This window comes from Mesorhizobium sp. RSR380A (assembly GCF_054719385.1).
In genome coordinates this window covers 931,774-958,523 of the sequence record NZ_JBTTIB010000001.1, presented here as the reverse complement: position 1 = coordinate 958,523, position 26,750 = coordinate 931,774, and the positions used below count along the sequence as shown (strand labels likewise).

Genomic DNA, 26,750 nt, shown 5'->3' with positions numbered 1-26,750 from the left:
CTCGGCCGACGGATCGGCTTACGGCGCTGACCGGGTGGCCGCTTTGCGGGCCTTTGCCGGTGTCGATGCCCCGAGCCGTGCACGAAGCTCCTCGCGCAGCGGCTTCATGCCGATGATGTCGATGTCCTGCGCGCCGAGCCAGTCGCGGAAAGCCTGGTCGCGGAAGAGTTCGTATTCCTCGGTGCGGATATAGGCGGAGCGCGGCTCGATGAGTTCCAACTCGCCCGGCGCGTTGAAGTGCAGGCAAAAGAAGGTCAGGCCTTCGCGCACCCCTTCGACCAATGCCCTGTAGGCGGGCCCTATCGGCTTGGAGCGTGGACGGCCCCAGGTCGTCTGAATGGCGGCGTCGAAGATGACAAAGCCCTTGGCCCGGGCTTCAGTGACGCCGCGCTGGAACGCCGCTTCGGTGACGCCAACCAGATTGTCGTTGGGCGAATAGGCCGACAGCGTTTTGGTCAACAGCACCGGCAAGCGATATTCCAGGCCGAGCTTGATGTAGACGTCGCAAAACTCGGGCGACAGCGCTGCCCCCATATGGGCGTCAAGATGAGTGACGTCGATGCCGGCGCGGTAGGCGGTGTCGATCTGGGCGCGAAGCTCGGTTTCCACCGCTTGCGGTGCTGCCTTGCGGCGGGTGGTCGCGACATCGGGCCAGAAATAGCCGAACTCGTCCGTCAGGCCGGCCGCGCGCGACGGCGACGTCAGCGGCCGCCATTTGTAGTGCTGCTTTTCGCTGTTCAGCGTCAGGTGGACGCCGAGATCGAGCCGGGGATCGGCGGCTGCCGCTTCGGCCATCTCAGGGAACCATGGGCACGGCACCATCACGGCGCCGGAGCTGCAGGCGCCCAGTGCGGTCAGTTCGAGGAAGGCGCTGTTGGCGCCATGGCACATGCCGACATCGTCTTCATGCAGGACGAGCTGTCGCGTCATGGACGGCCACCGTCTTGCCGGCCACCATCTTGCCGGCCACCATCTTGCCGGCACCCCGGTTTCGAGGGTCTTCCAAAGTGTGTCCCGTGCTGCATGGAACCGACCGTTTGCCCAACTGGACGCGATGGAACGCCCAATGCGGGCTTTCCGACAGGGCCACTTCAGCGAATTCGGATGGGTACGATTTTTCCGCGGGCCTGCATTCTGGAATGTCGATTTCATTCGATATGCCCACAGTCGGCGCTAAACGCCGCTCCGACGTGAGCAGGATGGCTTGGTCCGATCGCAGCGGAGTGGTTCTTTCAAACAGCGGCCGCAGGCGTACTGCTTTCATACCATCAGCGATGTGGAGACTTGCCATGTACACTGCCGGCGAAGAAGAGATCGAAGCCATTGCCAGGGTGATCCGCTCGGGTGCGCTGTTTCGCTATGGCGAGAACAGCGAGTGCAACCGCTTCGAGGCCCGCTATGCCAGGCATCTCGGCGTCGAGCATTTTGCGCTGGCCGCCAGCGGCACCTATGGGCTCGCCGCCGGCCTGATCGGCCTCGGCATCGGCCCGGGCGATGAGGTGCTGGTGCCGGCGCACACCTATATGGCGACCGCCACAGCAGTGCTGTCGGTCGGCGCCATTCCGGTCATTGTCGATATCGACGAGAGCCTGACCATCGACCCGGCCGCTCTGCGCGACGCCGTCGGCCCGGGCACCAAGGCGGTCATCCCGGTACATATGTGGGGTGCGGCCTGCAACATGAACGCCATCATGGACATCGCTAAAAAACGCGGTCTGCTCGTGCTGGAAGATGTCTGCCAGGGCATTGGCGGCGGCTATGAGGGCAAGAAGCTCGGCTCCATCGGCCATGCCGGCGCCTACTCCTTCAACTACTTCAAGAACATCACGTCGGGCGAGGGCGGCGGCATCGCCACCAGCGATCCGAAAGTGGCCGAGCGCGCGCGCTGCGCCATCGACCCCTGCCACTTCTACTGGCAGGGCCGCAGCGACAGCATCAAGCCGTTCGCCGGCATCGGCGCGCGCGCCTCGGAATTGATGGGTGCAATGCTCAATGTCCAGCTCGACCGTCTCGACGGCATCATCGAGGCGATGCGGGCGGAGAAGAAGAAGGTGCTGGCCGGCACGCGCCATCTCGGCAATCTCGGTCTGACGCCGTCGCCGATGAACAGCCCCGACGACGATTGCGCGGCGCAGGTGATGTATCTGCTGCCCAGCGAACAGGCGGCGCAGACTTTTTCGAAGACCATTCCGAGCGTCATTGCCGGCAAGACCGGCCGCCACAATTTCACTCAGTGGGACCAGGTGCTGATGCATGAGGGCGCGCATCATCCGGCGCTCAATCCGTACACGCTGCCGGAAAACAAGGGCCTGCGGCTGACCTATGCCGACGATCTCGGCAAGGGTTCTCTCGACATCCTCAACCGCACGGTGATGATCGCGACGAATCCGGCGCATGGCGACGCCGACATCGACGACATGGTCCATAACATCGATGCGGCGGCCCGTGTGGCGCTGGAGAATGCCTCGCTGGACGATGTCGAGGTGCGCAAGGCAGCGCCCGTCGATCTGCAGAAATTCGATAGTGTGAATTGAAGCGCTCAGCGCTGGATCGGCCTATTGCCGGTCCAGCCGCATGAAGGCAGCGCGCAACGCCAGCACCGCGCGCAGGATCTGGCGTTCGTCCATCGCGGCATAGCCGAGCAGCAGGCCGTGTTCCGGCTCGCTCGAATGGTAGTTGATCGAGATGCCCTGCACGTCGAGGCCCTCCTTGACGGCGGCGGCGACGACGTCGCTGTCCTTGTAGGGTCGGATAAAACTGGCCAGCAGCTGCATGCCGGAATCGTTCTCGGTCACAGTCAGCCATTCGGCCAGATGCTCCTGGCACAGCTTGACGAAATTGGCTTGCCGGCGCGCATAAAGGCGGCGCATGCGTTTCAGATGCGTGGCGAAATAGCCTTGCGTGATGAAGTCGTTGACCGTCGCCTGCAGGATCAGCGGCGCGAACTGGCCGGTGATCGAGACGGCGCGGTCGAAGGGGACCGACAGTTCGCGCGGCACGATGAGATAGCCGATGCGGAGCGCCGGGATCAGCGTCTTGCCGAAGGAGCCGATATAGACGACCCGGTCGGCGTGATCGAGGCCGCGCAGCGCCGGTACCGGCCGGCCACGGTACCGGTACTCGCCGTCATAATCATCCTCGACGATCCAGGCGCCGTGGCGCTCGGCAATGTCGAGCAGTTGCAGCCGCTCCTCGATGCGCATGATGGTGCCGAACGGCCACTGGCAGGATGGCGTCACATAGATCAGCCGCGGCGGCGGCAGCTCTGGGTCTGCGAGATGCCAACCGTGGCGATCGACCTTCAAGGGCGCGAGCTGCGCGCCGCTGGCGAGAAAGGCGCTCTTGGCGCCGAGATAGCCGGGCTCCTCCATCCAGACATGGTCGCCTTCGTCCATCAGCACGCGCGAAGCGAGGTCGAGTGCTGCCTGCGCGCCGGTGACGATGATGACCTGGTCGGCGGTGCAGTTGATGCCGCGCGACAGGCTGATGGTCGACGCAATGGCCTGGCGCAGACCGGGATGGCCGGCAAAGGAGATATAGCCGAGCAAGTTCTCGTCGCGGCTGCGTGCGTTGCGCACCAGAAGGCTCGACCAGATGGTGAAGGGGAAGGACGCGGTTTCCGGCACGCCGGGATGGAAGTTGATGACACCGGCATTGCGCGGCGGCTGCGGGCCGTTGACGATGGTCTGACCGCGCCGCGAGAGCTTTTGCGGAGCGGCAAGCCCGGCGCGCAGCGCGGCCGGCGGGCGTTTCTGCTGGATCGGCGCCACCCAGGTGCCGGACCCGGCGCGCGCCTCTATAAACCCTTCGGCGAGCAGCTGGTCGTAGGCGGCGATCACCGTGTTTCGGCCGACCTTGAGATCCTCGGCCAGCGAGCGTGTCGATGGTAGCAGCGTGTTCTGCTGGATCTGGCCGTCGAGGATGAAGCGCCGCAGGGCGCCATAGATCTGTCGGTGCATCGGTTCGTCCGAGCCGCGGTCGACCGACATGATGTCGAGGGAAAGGCGCATGTGGTCGGCCAAGCTAGTCTCCGACGAGCCTGGCTGCGCGCGCGATCTTTTCTTCGTTAAGCAGGCAAACGGTCTCGAGCACCAGCCGTCTGGTTGCGGGACGGACCTCACGGCTGTTCTTCAGCGCGCGGTGAACGGTTGCCGCGCCGAGTTCCGCCTTCTCGGCGATCTCACGGATGGTGCAAAGCCGTTCCATGCCGAGTGCCGCCTCGAATGCCATGTCGCTCCTCCATCCGCATCAAGGCATGCCTCGTCGCCAGCCTCAAGCTTGAAACGCCGGGCCGGCAACTCGGGGGCAAAAATTTCGATGCCAAGAACTGTGCGATCCGCGCCGCCAAGGGAGGGCGGCGGCGCGGATCGCCGGGCGCTTTCGCGTCGCTACCCCTACCGAGGCGCGCGCCCAACCGGCCCAACCACCAGCCCCCCGGCGGTGGTTAGGCCAAGTCTCGTATCGCGACGTCGAACCCGGCCGCGCAGGCCGATTTGAGAAGCGAAGCGTAACCTTTCGTGGCATAGGTCAAGGGGTGTGCCTTGGCCGGATCCTGCTCGGCCTCGACGACGATCCAGCCTTCGAAGCCGCGCTTGGCCAGCGGCTTCAACAGCGACAGGAAATCGACGGAACCGTCGCCGGGCACAGTGAAGATTCCTTCCATCACTGCCGCCATGAAACTCATGTCCTCGCGCCGTGCCTTCTCCAGCACGGCCGCGCGGACGTCCTTGCAATGGAAATGCACGATGCGGTCGAGATGCCGGTTCAGGAGGGAGGCCGGGTCGCCGCCTGAGAACAGACAATGGCCGGTATCGAACAGCAGGCCGACGCTCTTGCCGGTTGCGGCTATCAGCCTGTCGACCTCGTCATCGCTCTCGACGATGGTGCCCATATGGTGATGGAAAGCCATGCCGACGCCGAAGGCAGCCATGCGGTCGGCGAGTTCGGTCAGCTTCTCGCCATAGGCGGTCCATTCGCCGTCAGCGAGGCGCGGACGCTGTGAGATCGGCGCGAAAATGCCGTCATGACGGCCGCGCGAGGTGTCGGCATAGACGACGACCTTGGCGCCGAGGTCGCGCAGCAGGGTCAGATGCGAGGTGAGGGCGGCGAATTCCTCGTCGACCGTGCGGTCCAGAATGCGGCCGTCATACCAGCCGGAGACGAGCTCCAGTCCGTAAGAAGACAGGATCGGTCCAAGCTCGTCGCTTCGCCTGGGGAATTTGCCGCCGAGTTCGGTGCCGCGATAGCCGGCCTGCCTGGTTTCCGACAGGCATGTCGCGAGCGGCGTATCGCCGCCGAGTGCGGGAACATCGTCATTGCTCCAGGTGATGGGATTGATGCCGATCTTGACCGTCATGCCGCTACTTCAAAGGGCTCGGGGAAACACAAAGCCGAGGCCGGCAAACTGAGGGGAAAGAGGACCTGTCACTAGGTCCAGTTGAGGTGAATTTGGTAGAGCCAATCGGGAGCGCTAAAGCGCGTCCCGTTTGAACGGACTAAGTCGACGCGCTTAGGTCTTTGCATGTCGTTGTCTCAAAACCGGCGCCACTTTTGAGCGACATGCATTAATCCTGCTGCGGCCTTCCGAAGGCCGCGCGCAGTTCGTCCTTGGCGTCCTCGAGCACTTTCCGGCGCGCCTGCGGCAGGTTCTTGCCGGCGCGGTTGATGTAGAAATTCAGCATCGACATGGCCGACTGAAACGGCTCGGCCTTGCGGCGGTCGCTGTGCTCGGCCGAGCGCTTGAGCGAGGCCGCGATCTTCCTGGCGTCGTCGGCTTCGAAGATGTGGTCCTCGAGGTCCATCGCATCGCTGTGCTCGGTCACCTCGGCCGACCATTTCTTTTTCGCGGTCATGACAAACTCCTTCCTGTCGCAAAAACTCGGGCAGGCCGCCGCCGGTTCCCGAGAAAGTCGCCGGGCCGCTGGAGCCACGGATCATGGCCCTGTGGCGCTGCCCGTCGCGGTGAATGCGCCGATAGTGGCGACACAACGGTCGACTTCCCAGGACCGTAGACAGGAAACGCCTTGACCCCGATCGTCGCCAATCAGGCGGATAGCCCCGGCATCGACAGCAGCTACGCTTGGATGCGGCTTGCCATCTCCATGCTGCTGGCGACGATCGGTGCGGTCGGCATGTGGGCCGTCGTCGTCGTGCTGCCGGCCGTGCAGGCCGAGTTCGGCGTTGACCGCGCCGCGGCATCGATGCCCTACACCGCAACCATGGTCGGCTTCGCCGCCGGCAATGTGCTCGTTGGCCGCGCGGTCGATCGCATGGGGTATTGGATCCCGGCACTGCTATCCTCGGTGGCTCTCGCCGCCGGCCTGCTGCTCGCCGCGCTGTCGACCTCTATCCTGCAATTCACCCTTGCCCAGGGCGTGCTGATTGGTGTCGGCACATCGGTGATCTTCGGGCCGCTGATCGCCGACATCTCGCACTGGTTCAACCGTCGGCGCGGCGTCGCCGTCACAGCTGCGGCGGCTGGCAACTATCTCGCCGGAGCGCTCTGGCCAACCATCATGCCGACACTGATCAAGGCGGAAGGCTGGCGCTTCACCTATGCCGGCATCGGTGTCTTCTGCCTGGTCACCATGGTGCCACTGGTGCTGTTGTTGCGGCGCGCTGCTCCGGCGGCGGCTGCCGCCGGTTCACCCGGAAGCCGGCCAGTGCAGTCAATTTCGCTGTCGCCGGCGGCGTTACAGGTGCTGCTGATCGTTGCCGGTCTCGGCTGCTGCGTGGCGATGTCGATGCCGCAGGTGCACATCGTCGCCTATTGCATGGATCTTGGCTACGGCATTGCGCATGGCGCCGACATGCTGTCGATCATGATGGCGGCGGGCGTCGTCAGCCGGCTCGCCTCCGGCTTTGTCGCCGACCGCATCGGCGGCGTGAAAACCCTGCTTATCGGTTCCGTGCTGCAATGCCTGTCGCTTTTGTTTTACATCCCGTTCGACGGGCTTGCCTCGCTCTATGTCGTGTCGCTGGTGTTCGGCCTGTCGCAAGGCGGCATCGTGCCTTGCTATGCCATCGTCGTGCGCGAATACCTGCCCGCCAGGGAGGCCGGCCAGCGTATCGGCATCGTCATGATGGCGACCATCTTCGGCATGGCGATCGGTGGCTGGATGTCGGGCTGGATCTACGACCTGACCGGCTCCTACGCCGCCGCGTTCCTCAACGGGATCGCGTGGAACTTGCTGAACATAGTGGCGATCGGGCTGCTGCTGTGGAAAGCAAAACGCAGTGCTGCCCTGATGGCTTAGGAAGGCAGGATTGCCCTGTTGCTTGACAAGGGCGATTGGCTGCGCGACGCCAGCAGGCGAGTGGGTGCGGCAGCAGCCGGTTGGCATGGTGGCGGTGGAAAAGCTGGACATGGTTTCGCAAGGGCGCAGCGGCCGGGGCCCGGCACGTGGAGGATGTCCATGACCAAGCCGCGCTCGCGTCGCGGCGGCGGCCGCCCGACCCTATCGGATGTGGCGCGTAAGGCCGGCGTCGGCGCCATCACCGTGTCGCGGGCGCTGCGCGAACCGGAACGCGTCAGCCAGGATCTGCGGCGCCAGATCCAGGCCGCCGTCGACGAACTCGGTTATGTCCCGGATCCCAATGCACGGGCGCTGGCCTCGGCGCGCGCCGATGTGTTCGGCGTGCTGGTGCCGTCGCTGACCAACAACGTCTTCGCCGAAGTGGTGCGCGGCATCTATGACAGCCTGTCGGACGGCCCGTTCCGCGTCCAGCTCGGCAACACCCATTATTCCGGCCTCGAGGAGGAGCGCCTGCTGCAGGTGTTCGCACCGCAGCGCCCGGCGGCGCTGATCGTGGCCGGCATCGACCAGACGCCGACCTCGCGAAAACTGCTGGAGAGCGCGGGCTGCCCGGTGGTGCAGGTGATGGAGACCGGGTCCGATCCGGTCGACATGCTGGTCGGCTTCTCGCATTTTGACGGCGGCCGCACCGCGACCGAGCATCTGATCGAGGCCGGCTACCGGCGGATCGGCTTCATCGGCGCACGCATGGACCCGCGCTCGCAGCGGCGGCTTGCCGGCTATCGCGCGGCAATGGAGAAGGCCGGCCTGTTCGACCCCCGGCTGGTCACCACCACGCCGCTACTGTCCAGCGTGACGCTCGGCCGCGAGCTGCTTCGCGATGCGCTGGCCAAGATGCCGGCGCTCGACGGCGTCTTCTGCAACAATGACGACATCGCGCTCGGCGTTTTGTTCGAATGCCATAGCGCCGCGCTCAACGTACCGAAAACAATCGGCATTGTCGGCTTCAACGACCTCGAAATGATGCAGGCGGCGTTCCCGCCGCTCACCAGTATCCGCACCCCTCGCTATGAAATCGGCCGTCGGTCTGTCGCCATGGCGCTGGCGGCGATCGCAGGACGAAGGCCTGAGCAGCGGGTCGTCGATCTCGGTTTCGAACTCAAGCCCCGCGAGAGCACCGCACGCTGAACAGGCTTTGGCGGCCTCAGCAAATGGTGCTTTACACAACGTGATGGTAGCGCTACCATTTTCGTCGGGCAGACGTTTTGATGAGAGGCCCTGCCTGTTTATTATACATAAGCAACAGCTCATGCTTGTTTATTATGTATAATATGCTAGTTTCGTTTCTCGCCTGTGAAGCGGCGAGGGGGAGGGGATCGGGCCGGCTTCGGGCCCTTGAGACGTGGCGCCGGCCAGGCTGGAGGGCCTTCGGCAGGCGTGGAAAACACACCACGACAAACAGCATCAAAATTAACAAGCAGCAGCAAATAAAACTACAACTGGGAGGAATATCGATGATCAAGTCACTTGTTGGTGGCATCGTTGCCGCCACTGCATTCGTCATGCTGAGTTCGTCGGCCATGGCCGACCCGGAAGTCGTCAAGGGCCCGTCGGCTGAGCCGGATTGCTTTGCGCCCTGGGCGGCCGATACGCAGTTCTTCAAGTTCCCCAAGAAAGACGGCCCATACCGCATCGCGCTCGCCAATGGCTATATCGCCAACACCTGGCGCATCCAGATGGTGCAGACCGCCAAGGCCTATGCGGCCCAGCCGGAGGTCGCCGCGAAACTGAAGGAATTCAAGGTCGTCTCGACCGGCGAAGACGTGCCGGCTCAGATTTCGGCGATCAACAACTTCATCGATTCCGGCTATGACGCGATCGTCGTCAACGCCCAGAACCCGACCGCTTTCGGGCCGGTCATCAAGCGCGCCAAGGAAGCTGGCGTCATCCTCGTCGCCTTCGACAATATTCTCGATACCAAGGACGCCATCAACGTCAATGTCGACCAGAAGGGCCTTGGCGAATTGTGGGGCAAATGGCTGGTCGGCCATGTGCCGAATGGCGGCAAGGTGCTCGAAGTGCGCGGCGTTGCCGGGACTTCCGTCGACACCGACCGTCACAACGGAATCCATGAAGCGCTCGATGCCTCCGGCAAGAAATGGGACGTCACCGAGGTGGTCGGCAAATGGGACGACGGCGTGGCACAGAAGGCCACGGCCGACGCCATTGCCACCAACGGTCCGTTCGACGGTATCACCGGGCAAGGCGGCGACACCGGCATCGTGCAGGCGATGATCGATGCCAAGCATGCTTTCGTGCCGTTCGGCGGCGAGACCGAGAACGGTTTCCGCAAGTTCTGCGCGGCACATGCCGGCGACGGGCTGAAATGCTCATCGGCCGGCACCGGTCCGGCGCAGGTCGCGGTCGCCATCAAGACGGCGATTGCCGCGCTCGAAGGCAACGTCGTTCCGCAAGCAGTGAAACTGCCACTGGCGATCGTCGAGGATCCGAACTTCAAGGCCGGTCAGGATTTCTTCCCCGACCAGTCCGACAATTTCTTCGTCGGCAATTCCTTCCCGACCTGCGGCATCAATTTCACCGCGCAGGAAATTATGGGTCAGACCAAAGCTGACCAATAGGGCTGACCAATAGGCGGCATATCCGGCGCCGCGGGATCTCCGCGGCGCCGGCCACTCGATATCCCTTGAAGTCAAACTGCCTCGGGAGGGCCGATGGACGGTGCGGTTCCGCTCTTCCGGATGGAAGGCATATCCAAGCGCTATGGTGGCGTGCGGGCGCTGGAAAAGGCCGAGCTTTCGGTCTCGTCCGGTAGCATCCACGCCATTCTCGGCGAAAACGGCGCCGGCAAATCGACGCTGATCAAGGTCATGGCGGGCGTCGTCGCGCCCGACGAAGGCCGCATGATGCTGAACGGCAGCGAGGTGACGTTCGCTTCGCCTGCTGCTGCAAACAAGTCCGGCATCGTCTGCATCTTCCAGGAGCTGTCGCTGGTTCCCGAACTCAGCGTTGCCGACAACATCGTCATCTCCGATCCGCCGAAGCGTTTCGGCATGATCGACCGCAAGGCGCAGCGCCGCATTGCCGAGGATGCGCTGGCACGCGCAGGTGCGGCCGACATCCATCCATTGGCGCTGGTCAAGGATCTTCCGCTTTCAAGAAGACAGATGGTCGAGATCGCCAAGGCATTGGCCAGGAAGCCGCGCATCCTGATCCTCGACGAGGCGACCTCGGCCCTGACCGCGACGGACGTCGCCAGGATATTCAGCGTGCTCAAGCGACTGCGCTCGGAAGGGCTGGCGCTGCTTTACATTTCGCACCGCATGAACGAGATCGCCGAGCTTGCCGACCACTGCACGGTGTTTCGCAACGGCCGCAATGTCGCCAGCTACAAGGCAGGCACAAAGAGCGACAACGAAGTCGTCGAACTGATGATCGGGCGCGAATATAGCCATATTTTCCCGCCGAAACCCGCGCGCACCGCAGCCGCCGCCGTTCCCGTGCTGGAGGCGCGCAAGCTGTCCTGGACGGACCGGCTGGACAATGTCTCGCTGACGGTCGGGGCAGGCGAGGTCGTCGGCCTTGGCGGCCTGGACGGCCAGGGCCAACGCGAATTGCTGCTTGCCTTTTTCGGTGTGCTGCGCGGCCTCGGCGGCCAGATCCTTATCGATGGCAAGCCGGTTTCGATCGCCAGCCCGCAAGCGGCGCGCGACGACCGCATCGGCATGGCGCTGATCCCGGAGGACCGCAAGACCGAAGGCTTGATGCTGCCGATGACGGTGCGCGAGAACCTCTCCTTTGCCGCCCTAGACCGGCTGTCCAAGGCCGGCATCATCGACCGCGCCGCCGAACAGCGGCTGATCGACGACATGGTCGGGCTGCTGGCGATCAAGACGGCCGGCCTCGACATTCCGGTCGGTGCGCTGTCGGGGGGCAACCAGCAGAAGGCGGTCATCGCCAAATGGCTGATGCGCCAGCCGCGTATCATCCTGCTCAACGATCCGACGCGCGGCATCGACGTCGGCACCAAGCAGGAACTCTATCAACTGATGCGCAAGCTGGCGGATGCGGGGGCGGCGATCCTGTTCTATTCGACCGACTATGACGAACTGATCGGCTGCTGCGACCGCGTGCTGGTGCTCTATGACGGCGCGGTCAAGCGCGAGCTGGTCGGGGCCGAGATCACCGAGCGGGCGCTCATTGCAAGCGCGCTCAACATCCACGGCGATGACGGCGCGAGAGACGATGCCGGCGCAAGACAGGGAGCGGACGCGTGAAAGAGTGGCGCTACTGGCTGGCCGAGCAGCGCGGAACACTGATGGCACTCGGCATATTCATTGTCATGTTCGTCATCTACACCTCGAACCATCCGGCGGGCTTCACCGCCAATGTCGTGCAGACAGCGTCCAACAAGGGCGTGCTGCTCGCCTTCGTCGCCATGGCGCAGACACTGGTCGTGATCACCGCCGGCATCGACCTCTCCGTCGGCATGATCTTCACGCTGACCAATTGCCTCGCCTCCTGGCTAGTCATCGGCACCGGCCTCGAGACCGCTTTCGGCGTCATCGCCGTGCTCGGCACCGGGTTCCTGTGCGGGGCGATCAACGGCGCCATCGTCATCTACGGCCGCCTGCAGCCGATCGTCGCCACGATCGCCACGGGTGCGGTCTATTTCGGCATCGCGCTGCTGCTGAGGCCGTTTCCCGGCGGTTCGGTCAACGAAGGTCTCGCCGACGCGCTGACCGGACGCCTGTTGGGCGTGGTGCCGGCGAGCCTGGTCGTGCTGCTCGCCGTCGTGCTCGTGGTCTGGGTACCGTTCAGCCGCTCGGTGCTCGGGCGCGCGGCCTATGCGGCCGGATCCTCGGAGACGGCGGCCTACATGTCCGGTGTGCCGATAAGGCGCGGCAAGTTCGCTGCCTACGCGCTCGCAGGCCTGTTGGCCGCGATCGGCGGACTGTTCCTGACCTTCTTCACCTATACGGGCGATGCAGCCTATGCCAGCGGCAACGCCTATACGCTGTTTTCAATCGCCGCGGTGGTGCTGGGCGGCGTCTCGCTGTTCGGCGGCAAAGGCAGCGCCATCGGCGCCATCTTCGGCGCGCTGGCCTTCCGCACCATCGGCGACCTGTTGTTCGTGTTCGATTTCGACCCGCTATGGCAGCCACTGTTCCAGGGCGTTATCCTGCTGGTTGCGGTCAGCCTCGGCGCCTTCGCACTGTTTCGGGTCCGCAACCGGCTGGAGTGGTTCCTGTGAGCGAAACGACGTTGGGCGGCATAGCCGGCCGCATGCCGAAATTCATCCGCCGCGCCGATCCGGCGGTGCTGACGGCCTTCGCCTGCATCGTGCTGTTGCTGTTCCTAGGCAGCCTCTATTCCAGGAGCTTTCTGTCGCCTGAATATCTCTTGCAGCAGCTCAAGGTGGCCTCGTTCCTCGGCGTCATCGCCACAGGCATGATGCTGGTCATCCTGCTAGGCCAGATCGACCTGTCGGTGCCGTGGGCGGTGGCGGCGGGCGCGATGATGGCGTGTGCGGCTGCGGCCTATGGCCCGATCGGTGTGGCGCTGGCCATCCCGTTCGGCATCTTCTGCGGGGTGCTGATCGGCATCGTCAACGGCTTTGGCGTCGCCTATCTGCGCATACCCTCGATGATCATCACGCTCGCCACCAACGCTGTCGCGCAAGGGCTCATGGTCGTTTATACCGGCGGCTACTCGCCACAGGATTCGGCCACCGGCGCCATGCGCTATCTTGCGACAGGTTTTACCATTCCTGGCGTGCCTAACGCCGTCATCATCTGGGCGCTGATTGGCGCTGCGATGGTGTTCGTGCTGTCCCGCACCAGCTTCGGCCGCACCGTCTACGGCATCGGCAACCGCGAGCGTGCCGCCTATCTCTCCGGCATCGATACAAGGCGCGTGGTGATGATCGCCTTCGCTATCTCAGGCGGGCTGTCCGCCTTTGGCGGGGTGCTTCTCGCCGGCTATGCCTCCAAGGCGGCGCAATCGATGGGCGATGCCTATCTCTTGCCGTCGATCGCCGCCGTGGTTCTGGGCGGCACCTCGATCCTGGGTGGCCGCGGCTCCTATCTCGGCACCGTCGCCGGTGTCATCCTGATCACGCTCCTGCAGTCCATCCTTTCGGTCATGCAGATGCCGGAGGCGGGGCGGCAGATCGTCTATGGCCTGGTCATCGTTGCCATGCTCCTGCTCTACGGCCGCGCGCCGGCAAGCCGCTGACCGTGGACGAAAAGACCGCAAAGGCGCCAATGGGCGCTACCGGCTCAGTGCCTCGGGCCATTGTGGTGATGGGCGTCGCCGGCTGCGGAAAATCGGCTGTCGGCAAGGCATTGGCAGCAGAGGAAGGGGCCGTCTTTGTCGAAGGCGACAGGCTGCACCCGCCCGAAAACGTCGCCCGCATGGCGAGCGGCGAGCCGCTCACAGATCAACTGCGTGAGGGCTGGCTCGATGCCATCGGCGAGCGGATCGCCGACCTGACCGGCAGCGGCCAAAGCGTGGTTGCCGCCTGCTCGGCGCTGAAGCGCAGCTACCGCGATCGTCTGCGTGGCTTCCGCCGGGATATCGATTTCATCTATCTGAAGATCGATCCCGCAACCGCCAAGCAGCGTGTCGCCAACCGCAAGGGCCATTTCATGCCGGCAAGCCTGGTCGAAAGCCAGTTCGCCATCCTTGAGCCGCCTGGCGCCGACGAGCGGGCGCTGACGGCCGACGCCACACTTCCAGTGGCTGAGATCGTCACCGCCGTTGCCAGCCTGCTGGCCGGCGCAAAATCATGAACCACCCTCGTCGGGCAAGGCGGTTTCCGGCCGTTCGGTGAACCGGTCGGCGCCGGACCAGACCATCATTTGCTCGGGATAGAGTTTCAGCGCCTCCAGCAAGCGGTCGCGCTTGAGCAATATGTACTCGGCCTGCAGCGCCATGTTCTTGGCGCCGGCTCTGGCCGCGCGCTCGCCGGCCTCTGCCGGGGCCGGCACCAGTTCGGGACTTAGGACGGCGCGGTATTGGCGGAACGGATCGGTCTCGAAGGTCGACATGGAAAACAGCGCCGCCTTGCCTCTGGCAGCGAAATTCGTCGGCGCCGAGGCGAGGTGAGTCCAGCCGCTCTCGCCAAGGCCGACTTCGGTGAATGTCGAGCCGGCATGCACGGTGTTGGTCACCAATACGACGCCTTTGTTGCCAAGGATCTTCTGGATCCGGCCGGTGACCTGGTAGGCGTCGCTGCGGTCGAACACGATCCGGCTTTTCAGGAAACGGTTCTCGACCCGAACCATCGGCGGGTTCAGGAAGCGCAAGCCGAAGGTCGAATCGGATATGCCGTGAGCCCTGACGCTGAGCTGGTGTGTCTCGATGCCGGCCTCATGGAGAGCGCGTTTGCCGATGATGGTCTGTGCCGTGAACTGATCGCACCAGATGATAGCGCCGTGGCCGCGCTTCAGCGCCGCTTGCAGGCCTTCCAGGCCCTCCAGCCGGATATCAGGTGACCAGCGGCGGCCGATGAGATGCGCGGCAAGCAGCAAACGCCGGCGGTGGTTGGCGCAGAGCAAGGCCCTGAACTGCCTTTGCGCATCGATGCCATTGCCGAGCACGGCGCGCGTCGCGGCGGCGTAGCGCACGAAATCCTTGCGGATATGGCGCTTGAGGCGCAGCCCCGATACGCGGCTGCAGACCGCGGCCCACCAATCGACCGGCAGCGATGCCGCGACGCCGATGTAGAAGGCGGCCAGCAGCAGCTCGCGGAGATCCCTGTTGTTGAAGGTGCGCAACTTGCCGGCGCGGACCTGCTTGCGGCTGAAGAAGCGGACATGCTCGGCGCGTTCGGGCACCAGGATGTCGGCGATGATTTCCGTATGATAAATGACGGCGGAAGATGGTGTCCGGTCGGCTTTCCGGGATTTTCCCAACCACGGCAGCCTCATCCGATCGGTGTCCACCTGTTCTTGCGTGCGTCCGGAAATCGCTTTACTGCGTCTGCCACGGGCGCGCAATCGGCGCCGGCAAGGCCATGGTGAACGCCATTCAGGGTTCGAACTTGAAACAGGCCCTATCGGTAGCACTTCCCCAACTGGCGCCCTGGCGGCCGGCTGCGGTGGCGCTGATGGCGCCGGACCGGCCGTCCCTGAGCTTTGCCGGCCTCGCCAATCTTGTCGACAAGCTCTGCGGCGATCTCGCCAGGCGTGGCGTTGCCCGCGGCACGGCCGTCGGCATCGTCTTGCCCAACGGCCCGGAAATGGCGGCCTGTTTCCTGGCGGTCTCGGCGTTGGCGACGGCGGCGCCGCTCAATCCGGCTTACGGCGAAGACGAATTCCGCTTCTATCTCGGCGATCTCGATGTGAAGCTGCTGCTGTGCGGACAAGGCATGGGCGATGCCGCGCGCAACGCCGCAAAGGGGCTCGGCATTGCGGTGCTCGACGTCGTCGTGACCGACGGCGCCAAGGCCGGCGAGTTTCTGCTGGCGGGCGACGCCGAGGTGGAGGCTGCCAGCGAGGCTCGCCTCGACGATATGCAGTTCAACGGACCCGACGATTTCGCGCTTGTCCTGCACACATCGGGAACCACGGCGCGACCGAAGATCGTCGGCTTGCGGCAGCGCAATCTGCAGGCATCGATGGCCAACATCGCCAGCACCCTGGCGCTGTCGGCAAACGATATGTGTCTCAACGTGATGCCGCTGTTCCACATTCACGGGCTGATGGCGGCGCTCAGCGCACAGCTGGCAGTCGGCGGCGCTGTTGTCTGCACGCCGGGCTTCAACCCGCTCAAATTCTACGGCTGGCTGGGCGATTTCCGGCCGAGCTGGTACAGCGCGGTGCCGACCATGCATCAGGCGATCCTGGCGCGCGCCGCCCGCAATGGCGAAACCATCGCGGCTGCGCGGCTGCGCTTCATCCGCTCGTCTTCGGCAGCGCTTCCCGACACCGTGTTCCGCGACCTCGAGCGCGTCTTCGGCTGTCCGGTGGTCGAGGCCTATGGCATGACCGAGGCGGCGCACCAGATGACATCCAACGGCCTGCCGCCGGCACGCCGCAAGCCAGGCTCGGTCGGCCTGCCTGCGGGTCCGCAGGTGACGATCCTGGACGACAAGGGGACGATCCTGCCGGCGGGTGAAAAGGGCGAGATCGCGGTGCGCGGCGCCAACATCCATGATGGCTATCTCGACAATCCGGTGGCCAATGAAGCTGCCTTCAGCGATGGCTGGTTCCGCACCGGCGACCAGGGCCTCATCGACGAGGATGGCGATCTGAAGATCACCGGGCGGCTGAAGGAGATCATCAATCGCGGCGGCGAAAAGATCTCGCCGCTCGAGGTCGACAATGTGCTGCTCGATCATCCGCTGGTGGCGCAGGCGGTGACCTTCGCCGTGCCGCACGCCATGCTCGGCGAAGAGGTGGGTGCGGCTATCGTGCTGGCCGAGGGCGCCATCGCCGACGCCGATGAGATACGCGATTTCGCGCGCAGCCGCATTGTCGAGTTCAAGGTGCCGCGCCACATCTTGTTTCTTCAGGAGATACCCAAGGGTCCCACAGGCAAGATCCAGCGCGTCGGCCTGGCCGGCAAGCTCGGCCTGGTCTGAGGACTCTCATTTGAGCATGATCTTGTCCGAAAACCGGTTCCCACTTTTCGGGACCATGCTCTAATTTAGATCTGCGATGTCAGCTCGACCGGAAAATCATCATTGTCGGCGTCGCGCATGGCGGCGAGGCTGCGATTGTCCAGCACTTCGGCGATCGCCTGGCGCACTCCCAGCATCATGTGCCGGACTTGGCAGGTCGCCTCGTCGCAATCCTCGCAGCGCTGGTATTGCGTGCGGCTGGCGCAGGGTATGGGAGCGAGCGGGCCGTCCAGCACGCGCACGACGTGGCCGATCTTGATTTCGGAAGCCGGCCGGGCGAGGCGATAACCGCCTTCCTTGCCCTTGCGACTGAGGACGAAACCGGCATTGCGCAGCTCGCCCAGAATGGCATCCAGGAATTTCTTCGGGATGTTGTTGGCGATCGCGATGTCGTTGACGAATGCAAGCTGGCCGACCGGCAGGCCGGAAAGATGCACGAGGGCCTTGAGGCCGTATTTGCCTTTTTTGGTAAGCATGCCCGCTTCAGTTCATGAAAACCCCAACCACCCGCATCTGGCGGTTGTTTGTGTGCAAATCATGACGTTTCGCCTGAACAACCCGGTTTCGCGTAGAACAAGCCGCCCGGTTGAGACGTTAGGCACAAAGGCGTTCATTCTTTGTAACGTTTTTCGCCGATCGCGACAGACTCCGCATGAAAGCCGTTTGTCGGCGCGCGAAAACGAAAAAGCCGGCAAAGCGCCGGCTTTCTTGTGAGGTGAGGTCGAACGCTGCTGATATCAGCGGCTGCCATAGGTCTGGTCGAGCAGACCGCCGGCGGCGAAGTGCTCCTTCTGTACCTTGTCCCAGCCGCCAAAGACGTCTTCCACCGTCAGCAGGCGGACATCGGGGAAGTCGGCCTTGTATTTTGCCGAGACTTCAGCGTTGCGGGCGCGCAGGCCATTTTCAGCCGCGATGGTCTGGCCCTCGGGCGTGTAGAGGAAGTCGAGATAGGTCTTGGCGAGGTCACGGCTGCCGTGCTCGTCGGCGACCTTGTCGACGATCGCCACCGGGAATTCGGCGAGCAGGCTGACCGTTGGCGTGACCTGTTCGAACTTGTCGTTGCCATACTCCTTGCGGATGCCGCGCGTTTCCGACTCGAAGGTGATCAGCACGTCGCCGATCTCGCGCTGCACGAAGGTGGTGGTGGCGGCGCGCCCGCCGGTGTCGAAGATCGGCACGTTGTTGAACAGCTTGGTGACGAACTCCTTCACCTTGGCGTCGTCGCCCTTGAAGGCTTCCTTGGCGTAGGCGGTTGCGGCCAGATAGGTGTAGCGCGCATTGCCCGAGGTCTTGGGGTTGGGGAAGATCACCTGCACGTCGTCGCGCACGAGGTCGTTCCAGTCCTTGATGCGCTTGGGGTTGCCCGCGCGGACGAGAAAGGATGGGAGCGAATAGAAGGGCGAGGCGTTGTCGGGGAAATCCTTCTGCCAGTCGGCGGAGACGAGGCCTTTCTTGACCAGAAAGTCGATGTCGGTGACCTGGTTGAAGGTGACGACATCGGCGCCGAGGCCTTCGGCAATGGCGCGCGCCTGCGCCGAGGTGCCGGCATGCGACTGGTCGACGGTGACGCCCGGATGGCCGGCGACGAAAGCCTTGTTCACCTGGGCGAACAATTCGCGGCCGACATCATAGGAAGCGTTGAGCAATTTGTCGGCCGACCAGGCCGGCGAAGAGGCGAGGACCAGGCCGGTGGCGACGCTTAGCAAAAAACGCTTCATGAAAACAGGCTCCGATGTGCAATGCGTTGCCAGAACATAGCCGGGCCGGAGGGTGTACTGCGAGGCACACGGGGCAGACGTATGGCGTTGCAGCGAAAAAGAAATCGCTGAAGCAGGTTATCGGCGAAAATTCATTCCAGGCGAAATGCCGGTGCGTTGGGGTTTTCTGTGGTTTGCAATTCGAAGCCGAATGGCATATACAAATGGCATATACAAGTGGAACAGACAGGGGAGGCTGCCATGCCGCAGCACCGTCACTCGATACCACCGCCCAGGGAGGCGAAGTTGTTTCGCAACAACCGCAGTCAGGCGGTTCGCATCCCTGTCGAATTCGAGCTGCCTGGCGAGAAGGTCCTGATCAGCCGCGATGGCGACCGGCTGATCATCGAGCCGGTCCGCAAACCCGGCCTCGTCGCGCTCCTTGCCCAATGGGCGAAAGAGCCGCCGCTTGGTCCTGAAGACGACTTTCCCGAGATTCATGATGCGCCCGTGGGGCCCGAGGACATCTTCTGATGCGGTTCATGCTGGACACGAACATCATCAGCGACATGATCCGAAATCCGGCCGGCAAAGCCGCCAGTACGGCGGTTCGCGCGGGAGACGGTGCCCTGTGCACCAGCATCGTTGTCGCCTCGGAGCTGCGTTATGGCTGCGCCCGCAAGGGATCGGCCAAGCTGCTCGCCAAGGTCGAGCAATTGCTCGCCGAGTTACCTGTGCTGCCGCTCGATGTGCCGATGGATAACGAATACGGAGCACTTCGTGCCGAGCTGGAGGCCAGAGGCCAGCCAATCGGCCACAATGATCTTTTCATTGCTGCCCATGCCTGTGTGTTGGGGACGACACTGGTGACGGCCAACACCGCTGAGTTCCGTCGGATCAAGGGCCTGACGCTCGAGAACTGGCTGGAGTAGCGCCGGATCGATGTCTATGCCGCCGGGAAAAGCTTCCAGCGCCTTGGCCTGAACGCCACCCGGCTCTTCTGCGCCGCAGGATGGTCCACAGGCAGTTCGATCTCGACGCGCTGGCGCTCGCCGCCGATTTCCAGTTCGACGCGTCTTGTGCCGGCGACGCGGCGGCTGGCGGCGACCGTGCCGGCGATGCAGCCGCTGCAGCCGTCGAGCAGTTCGATATCGTGCGGGCGGAAATACAGCGTCGCATCGCCCTCGGGTGCGTGCGGCGCCGACACGCCGATCGGACGGTCGGCGAGCCAGATTTCGCCATTCTCAACCTTGACCGGCAGCATGCTCGATTCGCCGATGAAGGAGTAGACGAAGGGCGAGTTCGGCGTGTCGTAGATCTCGTCGGCGGAGCCGACCTGCTCGATGCGGCCCTGGCTCATCACCACGACGCGGTCGGCAAGCTCGAGCGCCTCTTCCTGGTCGTGGGTGACGAAGACGGTGGTGTGGCCGGTACGGTCATGGATCTCGCGCAGCCAGCGGCGGAGTTCCCGGCGCACCTGCGCATCGAGCGCGCCGAACGGCTCGTCGAGCAACAGCACCTTGGGCTCGATGGCCATGGCCCGGGCGAGCGCCACGCGCTGGCGCTGGCCACCGGAAAGTTGCGCCGGATAGCGCTTTTCCAGGCCGGAAAGCTGAACGAGATCGAGCAGTTCGGAGGCGCGTCGGCGGATTTCGGCCGCCGGTGGTCGCGACGGTCCATGCCGCACCTTGAGGCCGAAGCCGATATTGTCGGCGACCGTCATGTGCCGGAAGAGCGCATAGTGCTGGAAGACGAAGCCGACATTGCGCTCCTGGATCGAGCGGTGCGAGGCGTCCTCGTCGCCGAAGAAGATCTTTCCGCGCGTCGGCCGCTCCAGGCCGGCGATAAGCCTCAGCAGCGTCGTCTTGCCGGAGCCGGATGGCCCAAGCAGCGCGATCAGCTCACCCGATTTGATGTCAAGCGATACGTCATGGAGGGCCGGAAACCGGTCAAACTCCTTGCGTACGTTGGCAACGCGAACTTCCATCAAATGTCCCTTTTTAGTGGATGCATGTCGTTATCCCAAAACCGCTTCACACTTTTGGGCGACATGCATCTAATGTCCGCGCGTCGCGGCGATCTCGGCGCCGTAGCGCATCTCGAGAAGTGTTTTCAAGACCAGCGTGACCAGCGCCAGGCCGGCAAGCAGCGAAGCGACGGCAAAAGCGCCGACGGCGTTGTACTCGTTGTAGAGGATTTCGACATGCAACGGCATGGTGTTGGTCAGCCCGCGTATGTGGCCCGACACGACCGAGACCGCGCCGAATTCGCCCATCGAGCGGGCGTTGCACAGAAGCACGCCGTAGAGCAATCCCCATTTGACGTTGGGCAGCGTCACGTACCAAAAGGTCTGCCAGCCATTGGCGCCCAGAGAGAGCGCGGCTTCCTCGTCGCCGTTGCCCTGTTCCTGCATCAGCGGGATCAGTTCGCGGGCAACGAAGGGGAAGGTAACGAAGATGGTCGCGAGCACGATGCCGGGCACGGCGAACAGGATCTGGATGCCGTGCGCCTTCAGCCATTCACCGAACAGTCCCTGAGCGCCAAACAAAAGCACATAGACCAGGCCGGAAATGACCGGCGAGACCGAGAAGGGCAGGTCGATCAGCGTGGTTAGAAAAGCCTTGCCCTTGAACTCGAACTTGGCGATCGCCCAGGCAGCCGAAATGCCGAAGACGACGTTGAGCGGAACGGCGATCACCGCCACCAGCAGCGTCAGCCGGATCGCCGAGCGCGTATCGGGATTGGAGAGCGATTCCGTGTAGGCGCCAATGCCTTTCGCCAGCGCCTCGTGGAAGACGATGATCAGCGGCAGCAGCAGGAAGATGGCGAGGAAGGCGAAGGCCACCGCCATCAGCAGCAGCCGCACCGGCCGGCTTTCGGTCACCGCCGCCGACCGGCTCTCGTGATGCGGTTCGTAGGATTTGATCTCGGGGTCAGCCATAGCGCTTGCGACTCCATGACTGCGCCAGGTTGATGACCAGCAGCATCACGAACGACAGCAAAAGCATGATCGCCGCGATCGCGGTGGCCGCCGGATAATTGTACTCCTCGAGCCGGATGACGATCAGAAGCGGTGCGATCTCCGACTTGTAGGGAAGGTTGCCGGCGATGAAGATGACCGAGCCGTATTCGCCGACGCCGCGCGCGAAGGCGAGTGAGAAGCCGGTGATGATGGCCGGCGCCAGGCCGGGAAACAGGATGCGGGTGATGATCTGGAAGCGGTTGGCGCCGAGCGTCGCGGCGGCCTCCTCCACTTCCTTGTCGATCTCCTCCATGATCGGCTGCACCGTGCGCACGACAAACGGCAGGCCGATGAAGACAAGCGCCACGACAATGCCGAGCGGCGTGTAGGCGACCTTGATGCCGAGCGGCGCCAGGAGATGGCCGATCCAGCCATTGGGCGCATAAAGAGTGGTCAGCGCGATACCGGCCACTGCCGTCGGCAGCGCGAAGGGCAGGTCGACCATGGCGTCGACGACGCGGCGGCCGGGGAAGCGGTAGCGCACCAGCACCCAGGCGACGAGCGTGCCGAAGACGACGTTGACGGCGGCTGCGATGAAGGCTGTGCCGAAGCTGATTTGAAGCGCGTTGATGGTCCGGCGGTCGGTGGCGATCGCCCAGAAATCGGTCCAGCCGAGGGCTGCCGAGCGCCAGATCAGGCCCGACAGGGGGATGAGGATGATGAGCGTGAGGTAGGCAAGCGAGAAGCCGAGCGTCAATCCGAAACCCGGAATGACACTCGGCTGTCTGAATCGCCACCCCGCCTTGGCGGGTGCTATGGTCATGTCGTCCTGATCTAAATCCTACTGGGCCGGCTTGTAGATCTGGTCGAATATACCACCATCGCCGAAATGATAAGGCTGTGCCTTCTTCCAGCCGCCAAAAAGCGGATCGTCGATGGAGATCAGCTTGATTTCGGGCGTCTTCGGAATGTCAGCCGCATCCACCAACTCGGGCTTGGCCGGACGATAGTGGTTCTTGGCGATGATCGTCTGGGCTTCCTTGGAATAGAGCCAGCCGAGATAGGCTTCGGCGACCTTGCGGGTGCCCTTGGCATCGACATTGGCGTCGACGATCGCCACCGGCGGCTCGGCCAGGATCGAGGTCGGGGGATAGACGATCTCGAAATTGTCGGCTCCGAATTCATTGAGCGCCAGATAGGCGTCGTTTTCCCAGCCGATCAGCACGTCGCCGATGCCCTTTTGCGCGAAGGTGACCGTCGAGCCGCGCGCACCGGTGTCGAGCACCGGAGCATTGGCGTAGAGCTTGCCGACAAATTCCTTGTTCTTGGCCTCGTCGCCGCCATCATTGGCGTTGGCATAGGCCCAGGCGGCAAGGTAGTTCCAGCGGGCGCCACCCGACGTCTTCGGGTTCGGCGTGATCACCTGGACACCGTCCTTGACCAGATCGCTCCAGTCGTGGATGCCCTTCGGGTTGCCCTTGCGGACCAGGAAGATGATGGTCGAGGTGTAAGGCGCCGAATTGTTCTCGAACTTCTTGCGCCAGTCCGGGTTGATCTTCTTCGACTTGGTGACGATGGCGTTGATGTCGCCTTCGAGCGCCAGCGTGACCACATCGGCATCGAGGCCGTCGATCACGGCGCGGGCCTGGGCGCCGGAGCCGCCATGCGATTGCTGGATGGTGACCGTCTCGCCGGTCTCGGCCTTCCAGTGTGCGACGAAGGCTTCGTCATAGGCCTTGTAGAGTTCGCGTGTCGGGTCGTAGGACACGTTCAGAATGGTCGTATCGGCAAACGCGAAACCGAGCGTGCCGAACTGGATCGATGTGGCGACCAGTGCGCCGAGCAGTTTCTTGAAATGAGGTTTGGTCATTTCCGCCTCCGTTGATGACGGCTGAACTCTATCGAATTGATAGAAATTAGATGCATTCAACGTTGCATTTTTTGTCCCCCCGAAGGAAATTTTCGCCGATATTGGGTTTCGGAAGAAAATATTTTCCTCATATTGGTCTAACCCGAATCCGGCCGGTTTGACGCTATCTAGGAGCTGACAGCGCAGAAGCAAGGCCGAAGCGAGGGAAGGCTCGGTGTAGCACCGGGCGGTTCAGCCCGCAGTGATGGGAAAATCGAAGCGCAGCTTTGGATACGGCTCATCCCGAAGCGTGTAGTGCCACCACTCGCGCGCATAATTCTTGAAGCCGCCGGCGCGCATGGCGTCGAGCAGCCTTTTGCGGTTTGCCGCCGCTTCTGCCGCCAATGGGCGATGGGCGGTTTCGCTTGCCGGGTCGAAACAGTCGAAGCTGGTGCCGAAACCGAGCGTGCCGGCGCCGGCCGCGCCGCAAGCGGCGGATGACTTGTTCTTGCCGTCGCTGCGGGCGATGGCTACATCGACGGTCGAGCCGCGCGAATGGGTTGACAATTCGCCGATATAGCCCTTGGCGATGAGGTCGCCGCGCTGCACCTGAGGGTACCATTGCGGATCGGGCGGGCCGCCCTCTCTGGTCCATTTGCCCATGTCGGCAACGGCGCGGGCCGGGCGGTAGCAGTCGAAGACGACCAGCGTCAGGCCGTCGGCGGCGAGCGCTTTCTGCACGCCGGACAGCGCTTGCGCAGCTTGCTTCGTGAGGATGCAGACTGGGGCGTCGTAGCCATCGGCCTTGCGATGCAGGAAATTTTCCAGGCCGGCATAGCGGATGTCCTGGCGGATCGAGGGATCGACATCGGCCAGGCGGACGAAGCCGGCGGGCAGGGGATCGGCGTGGGCGGGGGGTGCAACGAGGATCATCAGCGTTGCCGCCATGAAGCTTGCCAACGAAGGACAGCGCGAGGCACCCCCCTCTGCCCTGCCGGGCATCTCCCCCTCAAGGGGGGAGATTGGCGGTTTGGACCTCGCGCTTACTACTCGACCGTTGGAGATTGGCGAAGGCAGCGAGGCGAATAATCTCCCTCCTTGCGGGGGAGATGGCCGGCAGGCCAGAGGGGGGTGCCTCGCGCCGGGTCTCGGGCGAAGAAGCCCAATCCCCTGAATCGCTTGGCGCCATCTATTCAACGAACACCTTCACGCTTGCCGCGCGTCCCACGGCGTCGATGACGGTGAGCGTCGAATAGCCGGCGCCGTCGGGCAGCCAGGTCGCAGTGCGGCGGCGGTCGATGCCGACGAGCGGCTTGCCATTGGCCAGCCAGCGGAACGGCGCGCGGCCGCCTTGCAGTTTCAGCACCAGCGGCGAGGCCTCGGCGGAATTGGTGGCGAGATCGACGCGGGCGCCGTTGGGCGGGAAAATGATCGTTGGCGCCGGTTCCGTCGGGCCTGCCTGCACCAGTCCGTCGGCGCCGGCGCCGAAGCGCGCCAATGTCACCGGCAGGTCTTCGCGCCTGGCCTTGACGACGCCGGCCGGCTGGCTGGGCAACGGGACGGCGGTCAGGCCTGAACGGACGAAGCCCTCGAACAGGATGGGGGCGGCCGAGACATAGCCGGACAGGCCGGGCACCGCACCGGCATCGGCGCGGCCGACCCACACACCCAGCACGTAGCGGCCGTCGAAGCCGACCGACCAGGCATCGCGATAGCCGTAGGACGTGCCGGTCTTGTAGGCGATGCCGCGCTGCAAGGCGCCCTCAGGCGGCTTTACGCCCGACAATATGTCGGTGATCTGCCAGTTCGCCTGGGCGTCGAGGATGGTGGCGGTGGCGCGCTCGTCGTTGGCCGGCTCGGTGCCGTCATGCAGCGTGTTTGCCTTGCCGCCATTGGCCAGGCCGGTATAGAGCTGGACGAGATCGCGCAGCGTTACGCCGACGCCTCCGAGGCCGATGGCGAGGCCCGGCGCCTCGTTGACCGGTAGCACCGGGCTGACGCCGGCCTGGCGGAAGCGCGCCATCAGCCGTGCCGGGCCGACCGAGTCGAGCACGCGGATCGCCGGAACGTTGAGCGACAGCTGCAGCGCCTGGCGGATCGAGACATCCCCCTGATAGCCCATGTCGAAATTCTTTGGCCGGTAGCCGCCGAAATCGACCGGACTGTCCTCGATCAGCATTTCCTGCGCCACCAGCCCTTGCTCGAAGGCGAGGCCATAGATGAACGGCTTCAGCGTCGAACCGGGCGAACGCACGATCCTGGTCATGTCGATCCAGCCGGAGCGGCTGGCATCGAAGAAATCGGCCGAGCCGACTTCGCCAAGAATGTCGCCGGTGCGTGCGTCCGCCATCACCATGGCGACCGACAGGCGCGGGCCAAGCTTGATCGCGGCATCGCGCGCCACCTGTTCCAGCCCTTGCTGCACGCTTTTGCGGATCGTAAGCTGCAGTGGCTTGCCGGGCACGGCCTTGGGCAGCATGGCGTAGGCGGCGTGCGGCGCCAGCGCCGGCAATTTGCGGCGCAGGCCCGAGACATCGTCGAGGGCGGCGCGCGCGGCCTCGCGCTCGCCAAGCAGGCCTGCCGAAACCATGCGGGTCAGCACGCGGTCGCGGGCGGCATGAGCGATGGTGAGATTGCGGTCGGGCCGGCGCTTTTCCGGCAATTGCGGCAAGGCGACGAGCAGTGCTGCTTCCGAGACCGTCAGCCGCTTCGGCTCTTTGCCGAAATAGGCGAGCGAGGCGGCGCGCACACCTTCAAGATTGCCGCCATAGGGCGCCAAGGTCAGGTAGCGTTCGAGGATCTCCTGCTTGGACAGCCGCCGCTCGATCTGGATGGCACGCAGCATCTGCTTGATCTTCGAGCCGAGGCTGCGGTTTTCGCGTGGCTCGATCAGCCGGGCAAGCTGCATCGACAGGGTCGAGCCGCCGGAGACGATACGGCCGCTGGTGGCGAACTGGCCGGCGGCGCGCGCCAGCGCCAGCACATCGACGCCATCATGGTCCCAGAAGCGCTTGTCTTCATAGGTGACCAGCATGTTGACGAACTGCTTGTCGACCTGGTCGAGATGAGTGTCGAGCCGCCAGTAACCGTCCGGCGTGGCGAAGGCGCGCAACAGCTGGCCGTCGCGGTCCTGGACCTCGGTGGAGACGGTGAGCCTTCCGGGCAGCGGCGGCGGAAAAGCGCGGTCGAGTTCCCAGAGAGAAGCGGCAGCGATCGCCGCAAAGCCGACGAGGGAGGCGGCGGCGATGCCTGTTCGACGGAGAAATTTTCTGGAGAGCATGGTGGTGCCCTTCATCCGCCTGCCGGCTCCTTCTCTCCGCATAGCGGGGAGAAGGAGATG

The 26,750-nt window shown here is 64.0% G+C and carries 26 protein-coding genes; 11 read left to right on the top strand and 15 right to left on the bottom strand.

Annotation, left to right across the window (positions count from 1 at the left end; translation table 11 throughout):
- Positions 1–18: 18 nt before the first annotated feature.
- Both ACYG9Z_RS04655 and ACYG9Z_RS04650 read right to left on the bottom strand, forming a co-directional pair.
- Positions 19–930, bottom strand: coding sequence for a polysaccharide deacetylase family protein (locus ACYG9Z_RS04655; RefSeq protein WP_023752956.1), 912 nt, complete (start codon positions 928–930; stop codon positions 19–21).
- Positions 905–1,291: a hypothetical protein gene (locus ACYG9Z_RS04650; protein WP_031194894.1), complete on the bottom strand. Its 387-nt coding sequence runs from the start codon at positions 1,289–1,291 to the stop codon at positions 905–907. Before ACYG9Z_RS04650 ends, ACYG9Z_RS04655 begins: the two co-directional genes overlap by 26 nt.
- On the opposite strand from ACYG9Z_RS04650, the gene ACYG9Z_RS04645 reads away from it, so the two are divergent.
- Positions 1,290–2,534, top strand: coding sequence for a DegT/DnrJ/EryC1/StrS family aminotransferase (locus ACYG9Z_RS04645; protein ID WP_023752957.1), 1,245 nt, complete (start codon positions 1,290–1,292; stop codon positions 2,532–2,534). The genes ACYG9Z_RS04650 and ACYG9Z_RS04645 overlap by 2 nt on opposite strands.
- A 21-nt stretch (positions 2,535–2,555) precedes the next feature.
- On the opposite strand, the gene mocR is transcribed toward ACYG9Z_RS04645, so the two are convergent.
- The 4 genes from mocR to ACYG9Z_RS04625 form a co-directional block, all read right to left on the bottom strand.
- Complete coding sequence (gene mocR / locus ACYG9Z_RS04640) at positions 2,556–4,022, bottom strand: rhizopine catabolism transcriptional regulator MocR (protein ID WP_023829210.1); 1,467 nt, start codon at positions 4,020–4,022, stop codon at positions 2,556–2,558.
- Position 4,023: 1 nt separating this feature from the next.
- The gene (locus tag ACYG9Z_RS04635; protein WP_023705614.1) at positions 4,024–4,230 is read right to left on the bottom strand and encodes a LacI family DNA-binding transcriptional regulator; all 207 of its coding nucleotides are present in this window, start codon (positions 4,228–4,230) and stop codon (positions 4,024–4,026) included.
- A 214-nt stretch (positions 4,231–4,444) separates the two neighbouring features.
- The gene (gene iolE, locus ACYG9Z_RS04630; protein ID WP_023752959.1) at positions 4,445–5,356 is read right to left on the bottom strand and encodes a myo-inosose-2 dehydratase; all 912 of its coding nucleotides are present in this window, start codon (positions 5,354–5,356) and stop codon (positions 4,445–4,447) included.
- 208 nt (positions 5,357–5,564) lie between these two features.
- Positions 5,565–5,852: a DUF3175 domain-containing protein gene (locus ACYG9Z_RS04625; protein ID WP_023673065.1), complete on the bottom strand. Its 288-nt coding sequence runs from the start codon at positions 5,850–5,852 to the stop codon at positions 5,565–5,567.
- A 231-nt stretch (positions 5,853–6,083) separates the two neighbouring features.
- Here ACYG9Z_RS04625 and ACYG9Z_RS04620 point away from each other — a divergent pair, with 231 nt between their 5' ends.
- The 7 genes from ACYG9Z_RS04620 to ACYG9Z_RS04590 all read left to right on the top strand — a co-directional run bounded on the left by ACYG9Z_RS04620 (position 6,084) and on the right by ACYG9Z_RS04590 (position 14,068).
- A complete protein-coding gene (locus ACYG9Z_RS04620) occupies positions 6,084–7,256 on the top strand; it encodes an MFS transporter (protein WP_050586894.1) in 1,173 nt (390 codons plus the stop codon).
- A 159-nt stretch (positions 7,257–7,415) separates the two neighbouring features.
- Positions 7,416–8,444 (top strand): HTH-type transcriptional regulator GntR, encoded by a 1,029-nt coding sequence (gene gntR, locus ACYG9Z_RS04615; RefSeq protein WP_023746968.1) that lies wholly within the window; start codon positions 7,416–7,418, stop codon positions 8,442–8,444.
- Between the two features lie 326 nt (positions 8,445–8,770).
- Positions 8,771–9,895, top strand: a complete 1,125-nt coding sequence (locus ACYG9Z_RS04610) for a sugar ABC transporter substrate-binding protein (protein ID WP_023682221.1) — start codon at positions 8,771–8,773, stop codon at positions 9,893–9,895.
- Positions 9,896–9,988: 93 nt separating this feature from the next.
- Positions 9,989–11,551, top strand: a complete 1,563-nt coding sequence (locus ACYG9Z_RS04605; protein ID WP_023752961.1) for a sugar ABC transporter ATP-binding protein — start codon at positions 9,989–9,991, stop codon at positions 11,549–11,551.
- Positions 11,548–12,528, top strand: coding sequence for an ABC transporter permease (locus ACYG9Z_RS04600; protein WP_023733121.1), 981 nt, complete (start codon positions 11,548–11,550; stop codon positions 12,526–12,528). Before ACYG9Z_RS04605 ends, ACYG9Z_RS04600 begins: the two co-directional genes overlap by 4 nt.
- A complete protein-coding gene (locus tag ACYG9Z_RS04595) occupies positions 12,525–13,511 on the top strand; it encodes an ABC transporter permease (protein WP_023673071.1) in 987 nt (328 codons plus the stop codon). The genes ACYG9Z_RS04600 and ACYG9Z_RS04595 overlap by 4 nt, the downstream gene beginning before the upstream one ends.
- Positions 13,512–13,513: 2 nt before the next feature.
- Entirely contained in the window at positions 13,514–14,068 is a 555-nt protein-coding gene (locus ACYG9Z_RS04590; RefSeq protein WP_023673072.1) for a gluconokinase, read from the top strand.
- Here the strand turns inward: ACYG9Z_RS04590 and ACYG9Z_RS04585 are convergent.
- Positions 14,063–15,208 carry a hypothetical protein gene (locus ACYG9Z_RS04585; RefSeq protein ID WP_023699660.1) on the bottom strand — a complete coding sequence of 382 codons (1,146 nt, stop codon included), beginning with the start codon at positions 15,206–15,208 and terminating at the stop codon, positions 14,063–14,065. The genes ACYG9Z_RS04590 and ACYG9Z_RS04585 overlap by 6 nt on opposite strands.
- 113 nt (positions 15,209–15,321) lie before the next feature.
- On the opposite strand from ACYG9Z_RS04585, the gene ACYG9Z_RS04580 reads away from it, so the two are divergent.
- Complete coding sequence (locus tag ACYG9Z_RS04580; RefSeq protein ID WP_050586895.1) at positions 15,322–16,863, top strand: acyl--CoA ligase; 1,542 nt, start codon at positions 15,322–15,324, stop codon at positions 16,861–16,863.
- Between the two features lie 65 nt (positions 16,864–16,928).
- Here the strand turns inward: ACYG9Z_RS04580 and ACYG9Z_RS04575 are convergent, their stop codons facing one another.
- Positions 16,929–17,378 (bottom strand): RrF2 family transcriptional regulator, encoded by a 450-nt coding sequence (locus ACYG9Z_RS04575; protein ID WP_023752962.1) that lies wholly within the window; start codon positions 17,376–17,378, stop codon positions 16,929–16,931.
- A gap of 261 nt (positions 17,379–17,639) precedes the next feature.
- The gene (locus tag ACYG9Z_RS04570) at positions 17,640–18,620 is read right to left on the bottom strand and encodes a sulfate ABC transporter substrate-binding protein (RefSeq protein ID WP_023752963.1); all 981 of its coding nucleotides are present in this window, start codon (positions 18,618–18,620) and stop codon (positions 17,640–17,642) included.
- 240 nt (positions 18,621–18,860) lie between these two features.
- On the opposite strand from ACYG9Z_RS04570, the gene ACYG9Z_RS04565 reads away from it, so the two are divergent.
- Positions 18,861–19,133 (top strand): AbrB/MazE/SpoVT family DNA-binding domain-containing protein, encoded by a 273-nt coding sequence (locus ACYG9Z_RS04565; RefSeq protein ID WP_023687970.1) that lies wholly within the window; start codon positions 18,861–18,863, stop codon positions 19,131–19,133.
- The gene (locus ACYG9Z_RS04560; protein WP_023725412.1) at positions 19,133–19,531 is read left to right on the top strand and encodes a type II toxin-antitoxin system VapC family toxin; all 399 of its coding nucleotides are present in this window, start codon (positions 19,133–19,135) and stop codon (positions 19,529–19,531) included. Before ACYG9Z_RS04565 ends, ACYG9Z_RS04560 begins: the two co-directional genes overlap by 1 nt.
- 14 nt (positions 19,532–19,545) lie before the next feature.
- Here the strand turns inward: ACYG9Z_RS04560 and ACYG9Z_RS04555 are convergent, their stop codons facing one another.
- The 6 genes from ACYG9Z_RS04555 to pbpC all read right to left on the bottom strand — a co-directional run bounded on the left by ACYG9Z_RS04555 (position 19,546) and on the right by pbpC (position 26,705).
- The gene (locus ACYG9Z_RS04555) at positions 19,546–20,586 is read right to left on the bottom strand and encodes a sulfate/molybdate ABC transporter ATP-binding protein (RefSeq protein WP_023673079.1); all 1,041 of its coding nucleotides are present in this window, start codon (positions 20,584–20,586) and stop codon (positions 19,546–19,548) included.
- A gap of 69 nt (positions 20,587–20,655) precedes the next feature.
- Positions 20,656–21,540 carry a sulfate ABC transporter permease subunit CysW gene (gene cysW / locus ACYG9Z_RS04550; RefSeq protein ID WP_023690809.1) on the bottom strand — a complete coding sequence of 295 codons (885 nt, stop codon included), beginning with the start codon at positions 21,538–21,540 and terminating at the stop codon, positions 20,656–20,658.
- Positions 21,533–22,384 (bottom strand): sulfate ABC transporter permease subunit CysT, encoded by an 852-nt coding sequence (gene cysT, locus ACYG9Z_RS04545; protein WP_023752964.1) that lies wholly within the window; start codon positions 22,382–22,384, stop codon positions 21,533–21,535. Before cysT ends, cysW begins: the two co-directional genes overlap by 8 nt.
- 18 nt (positions 22,385–22,402) lie before the next feature.
- Positions 22,403–23,431, bottom strand: coding sequence for a sulfate ABC transporter substrate-binding protein (locus ACYG9Z_RS04540; RefSeq protein WP_023673082.1), 1,029 nt, complete (start codon positions 23,429–23,431; stop codon positions 22,403–22,405).
- Positions 23,432–23,662: 231 nt separating this feature from the next.
- Positions 23,663–24,358 carry a M15 family metallopeptidase gene (locus tag ACYG9Z_RS04535; RefSeq protein WP_023752965.1) on the bottom strand — a complete coding sequence of 232 codons (696 nt, stop codon included), beginning with the start codon at positions 24,356–24,358 and terminating at the stop codon, positions 23,663–23,665.
- Positions 24,359–24,599: 241 nt separating this feature from the next.
- Positions 24,600–26,705, bottom strand: a complete 2,106-nt coding sequence (gene pbpC, locus ACYG9Z_RS04530) for a penicillin-binding protein 1C (protein ID WP_031244241.1) — start codon at positions 26,703–26,705, stop codon at positions 24,600–24,602.
- Positions 26,706–26,750: the final 45 nt, after the last annotated feature.

Excerpts from the sequence above, each read along its gene's own strand:
- ACYG9Z_RS04565 (WP_023687970.1), top strand. The coding sequence starts at position 18,861 with ATGCCGCAGCACCGTCACTCGATACCACCGCCCAGGGAGGCGAAGTTG.
- ACYG9Z_RS04575 (WP_023752962.1), bottom strand. The coding sequence starts at position 17,378 with ATGCTTACCAAAAAAGGCAAATACGGCCTCAAGGCCCTCGTGCATCTT.
- ACYG9Z_RS04635 (WP_023705614.1), bottom strand. The coding sequence starts at position 4,230 with ATGGCATTCGAGGCGGCACTCGGCATGGAACGGCTTTGCACCATCCGT.
- ACYG9Z_RS04650 (WP_031194894.1), bottom strand. The coding sequence starts at position 1,291 with ATGGCAAGTCTCCACATCGCTGATGGTATGAAAGCAGTACGCCTGCGG.
- iolE (WP_023752959.1), bottom strand. The coding sequence starts at position 5,356 with ATGACGGTCAAGATCGGCATCAATCCCATCACCTGGAGCAATGACGAT.
- ACYG9Z_RS04625 (WP_023673065.1), bottom strand. The coding sequence starts at position 5,852 with ATGACCGCGAAAAAGAAATGGTCGGCCGAGGTGACCGAGCACAGCGAT.
- ACYG9Z_RS04620 (WP_050586894.1), top strand. The coding sequence starts at position 6,084 with ATGCGGCTTGCCATCTCCATGCTGCTGGCGACGATCGGTGCGGTCGGC.
- ACYG9Z_RS04610 (WP_023682221.1), top strand. The coding sequence starts at position 8,771 with ATGATCAAGTCACTTGTTGGTGGCATCGTTGCCGCCACTGCATTCGTC.
- ACYG9Z_RS04655 (WP_023752956.1), bottom strand. The coding sequence starts at position 930 with ATGACGCGACAGCTCGTCCTGCATGAAGACGATGTCGGCATGTGCCAT.
- gntR (WP_023746968.1), top strand. The coding sequence starts at position 7,416 with ATGACCAAGCCGCGCTCGCGTCGCGGCGGCGGCCGCCCGACCCTATCG.
- ACYG9Z_RS04570 (WP_023752963.1), bottom strand. The coding sequence starts at position 18,620 with ATGAAGCGTTTTTTGCTAAGCGTCGCCACCGGCCTGGTCCTCGCCTCT.
- cysW (WP_023690809.1), bottom strand. The coding sequence starts at position 21,540 with ATGGCTGACCCCGAGATCAAATCCTACGAACCGCATCACGAGAGCCGG.
- ACYG9Z_RS04540 (WP_023673082.1), bottom strand. The coding sequence starts at position 23,431 with ATGACCAAACCTCATTTCAAGAAACTGCTCGGCGCACTGGTCGCCACA.
- ACYG9Z_RS04535 (WP_023752965.1), bottom strand. The coding sequence starts at position 24,358 with ATGGCGGCAACGCTGATGATCCTCGTTGCACCCCCCGCCCACGCCGAT.
- ACYG9Z_RS04585 (WP_023699660.1), bottom strand. The coding sequence starts at position 15,208 with ATGAGGCTGCCGTGGTTGGGAAAATCCCGGAAAGCCGACCGGACACCA.
- ACYG9Z_RS04605 (WP_023752961.1), top strand. The coding sequence starts at position 9,989 with ATGGACGGTGCGGTTCCGCTCTTCCGGATGGAAGGCATATCCAAGCGC.
- ACYG9Z_RS04555 (WP_023673079.1), bottom strand. The coding sequence starts at position 20,586 with ATGGAAGTTCGCGTTGCCAACGTACGCAAGGAGTTTGACCGGTTTCCG.
- ACYG9Z_RS04645 (WP_023752957.1), top strand. The coding sequence starts at position 1,290 with ATGTACACTGCCGGCGAAGAAGAGATCGAAGCCATTGCCAGGGTGATC.
- pbpC (WP_031244241.1), bottom strand. The coding sequence starts at position 26,705 with ATGAAGGGCACCACCATGCTCTCCAGAAAATTTCTCCGTCGAACAGGC.
- cysT (WP_023752964.1), bottom strand. The coding sequence starts at position 22,384 with ATGACCATAGCACCCGCCAAGGCGGGGTGGCGATTCAGACAGCCGAGT.
- ACYG9Z_RS04560 (WP_023725412.1), top strand. The coding sequence starts at position 19,133 with ATGCGGTTCATGCTGGACACGAACATCATCAGCGACATGATCCGAAAT.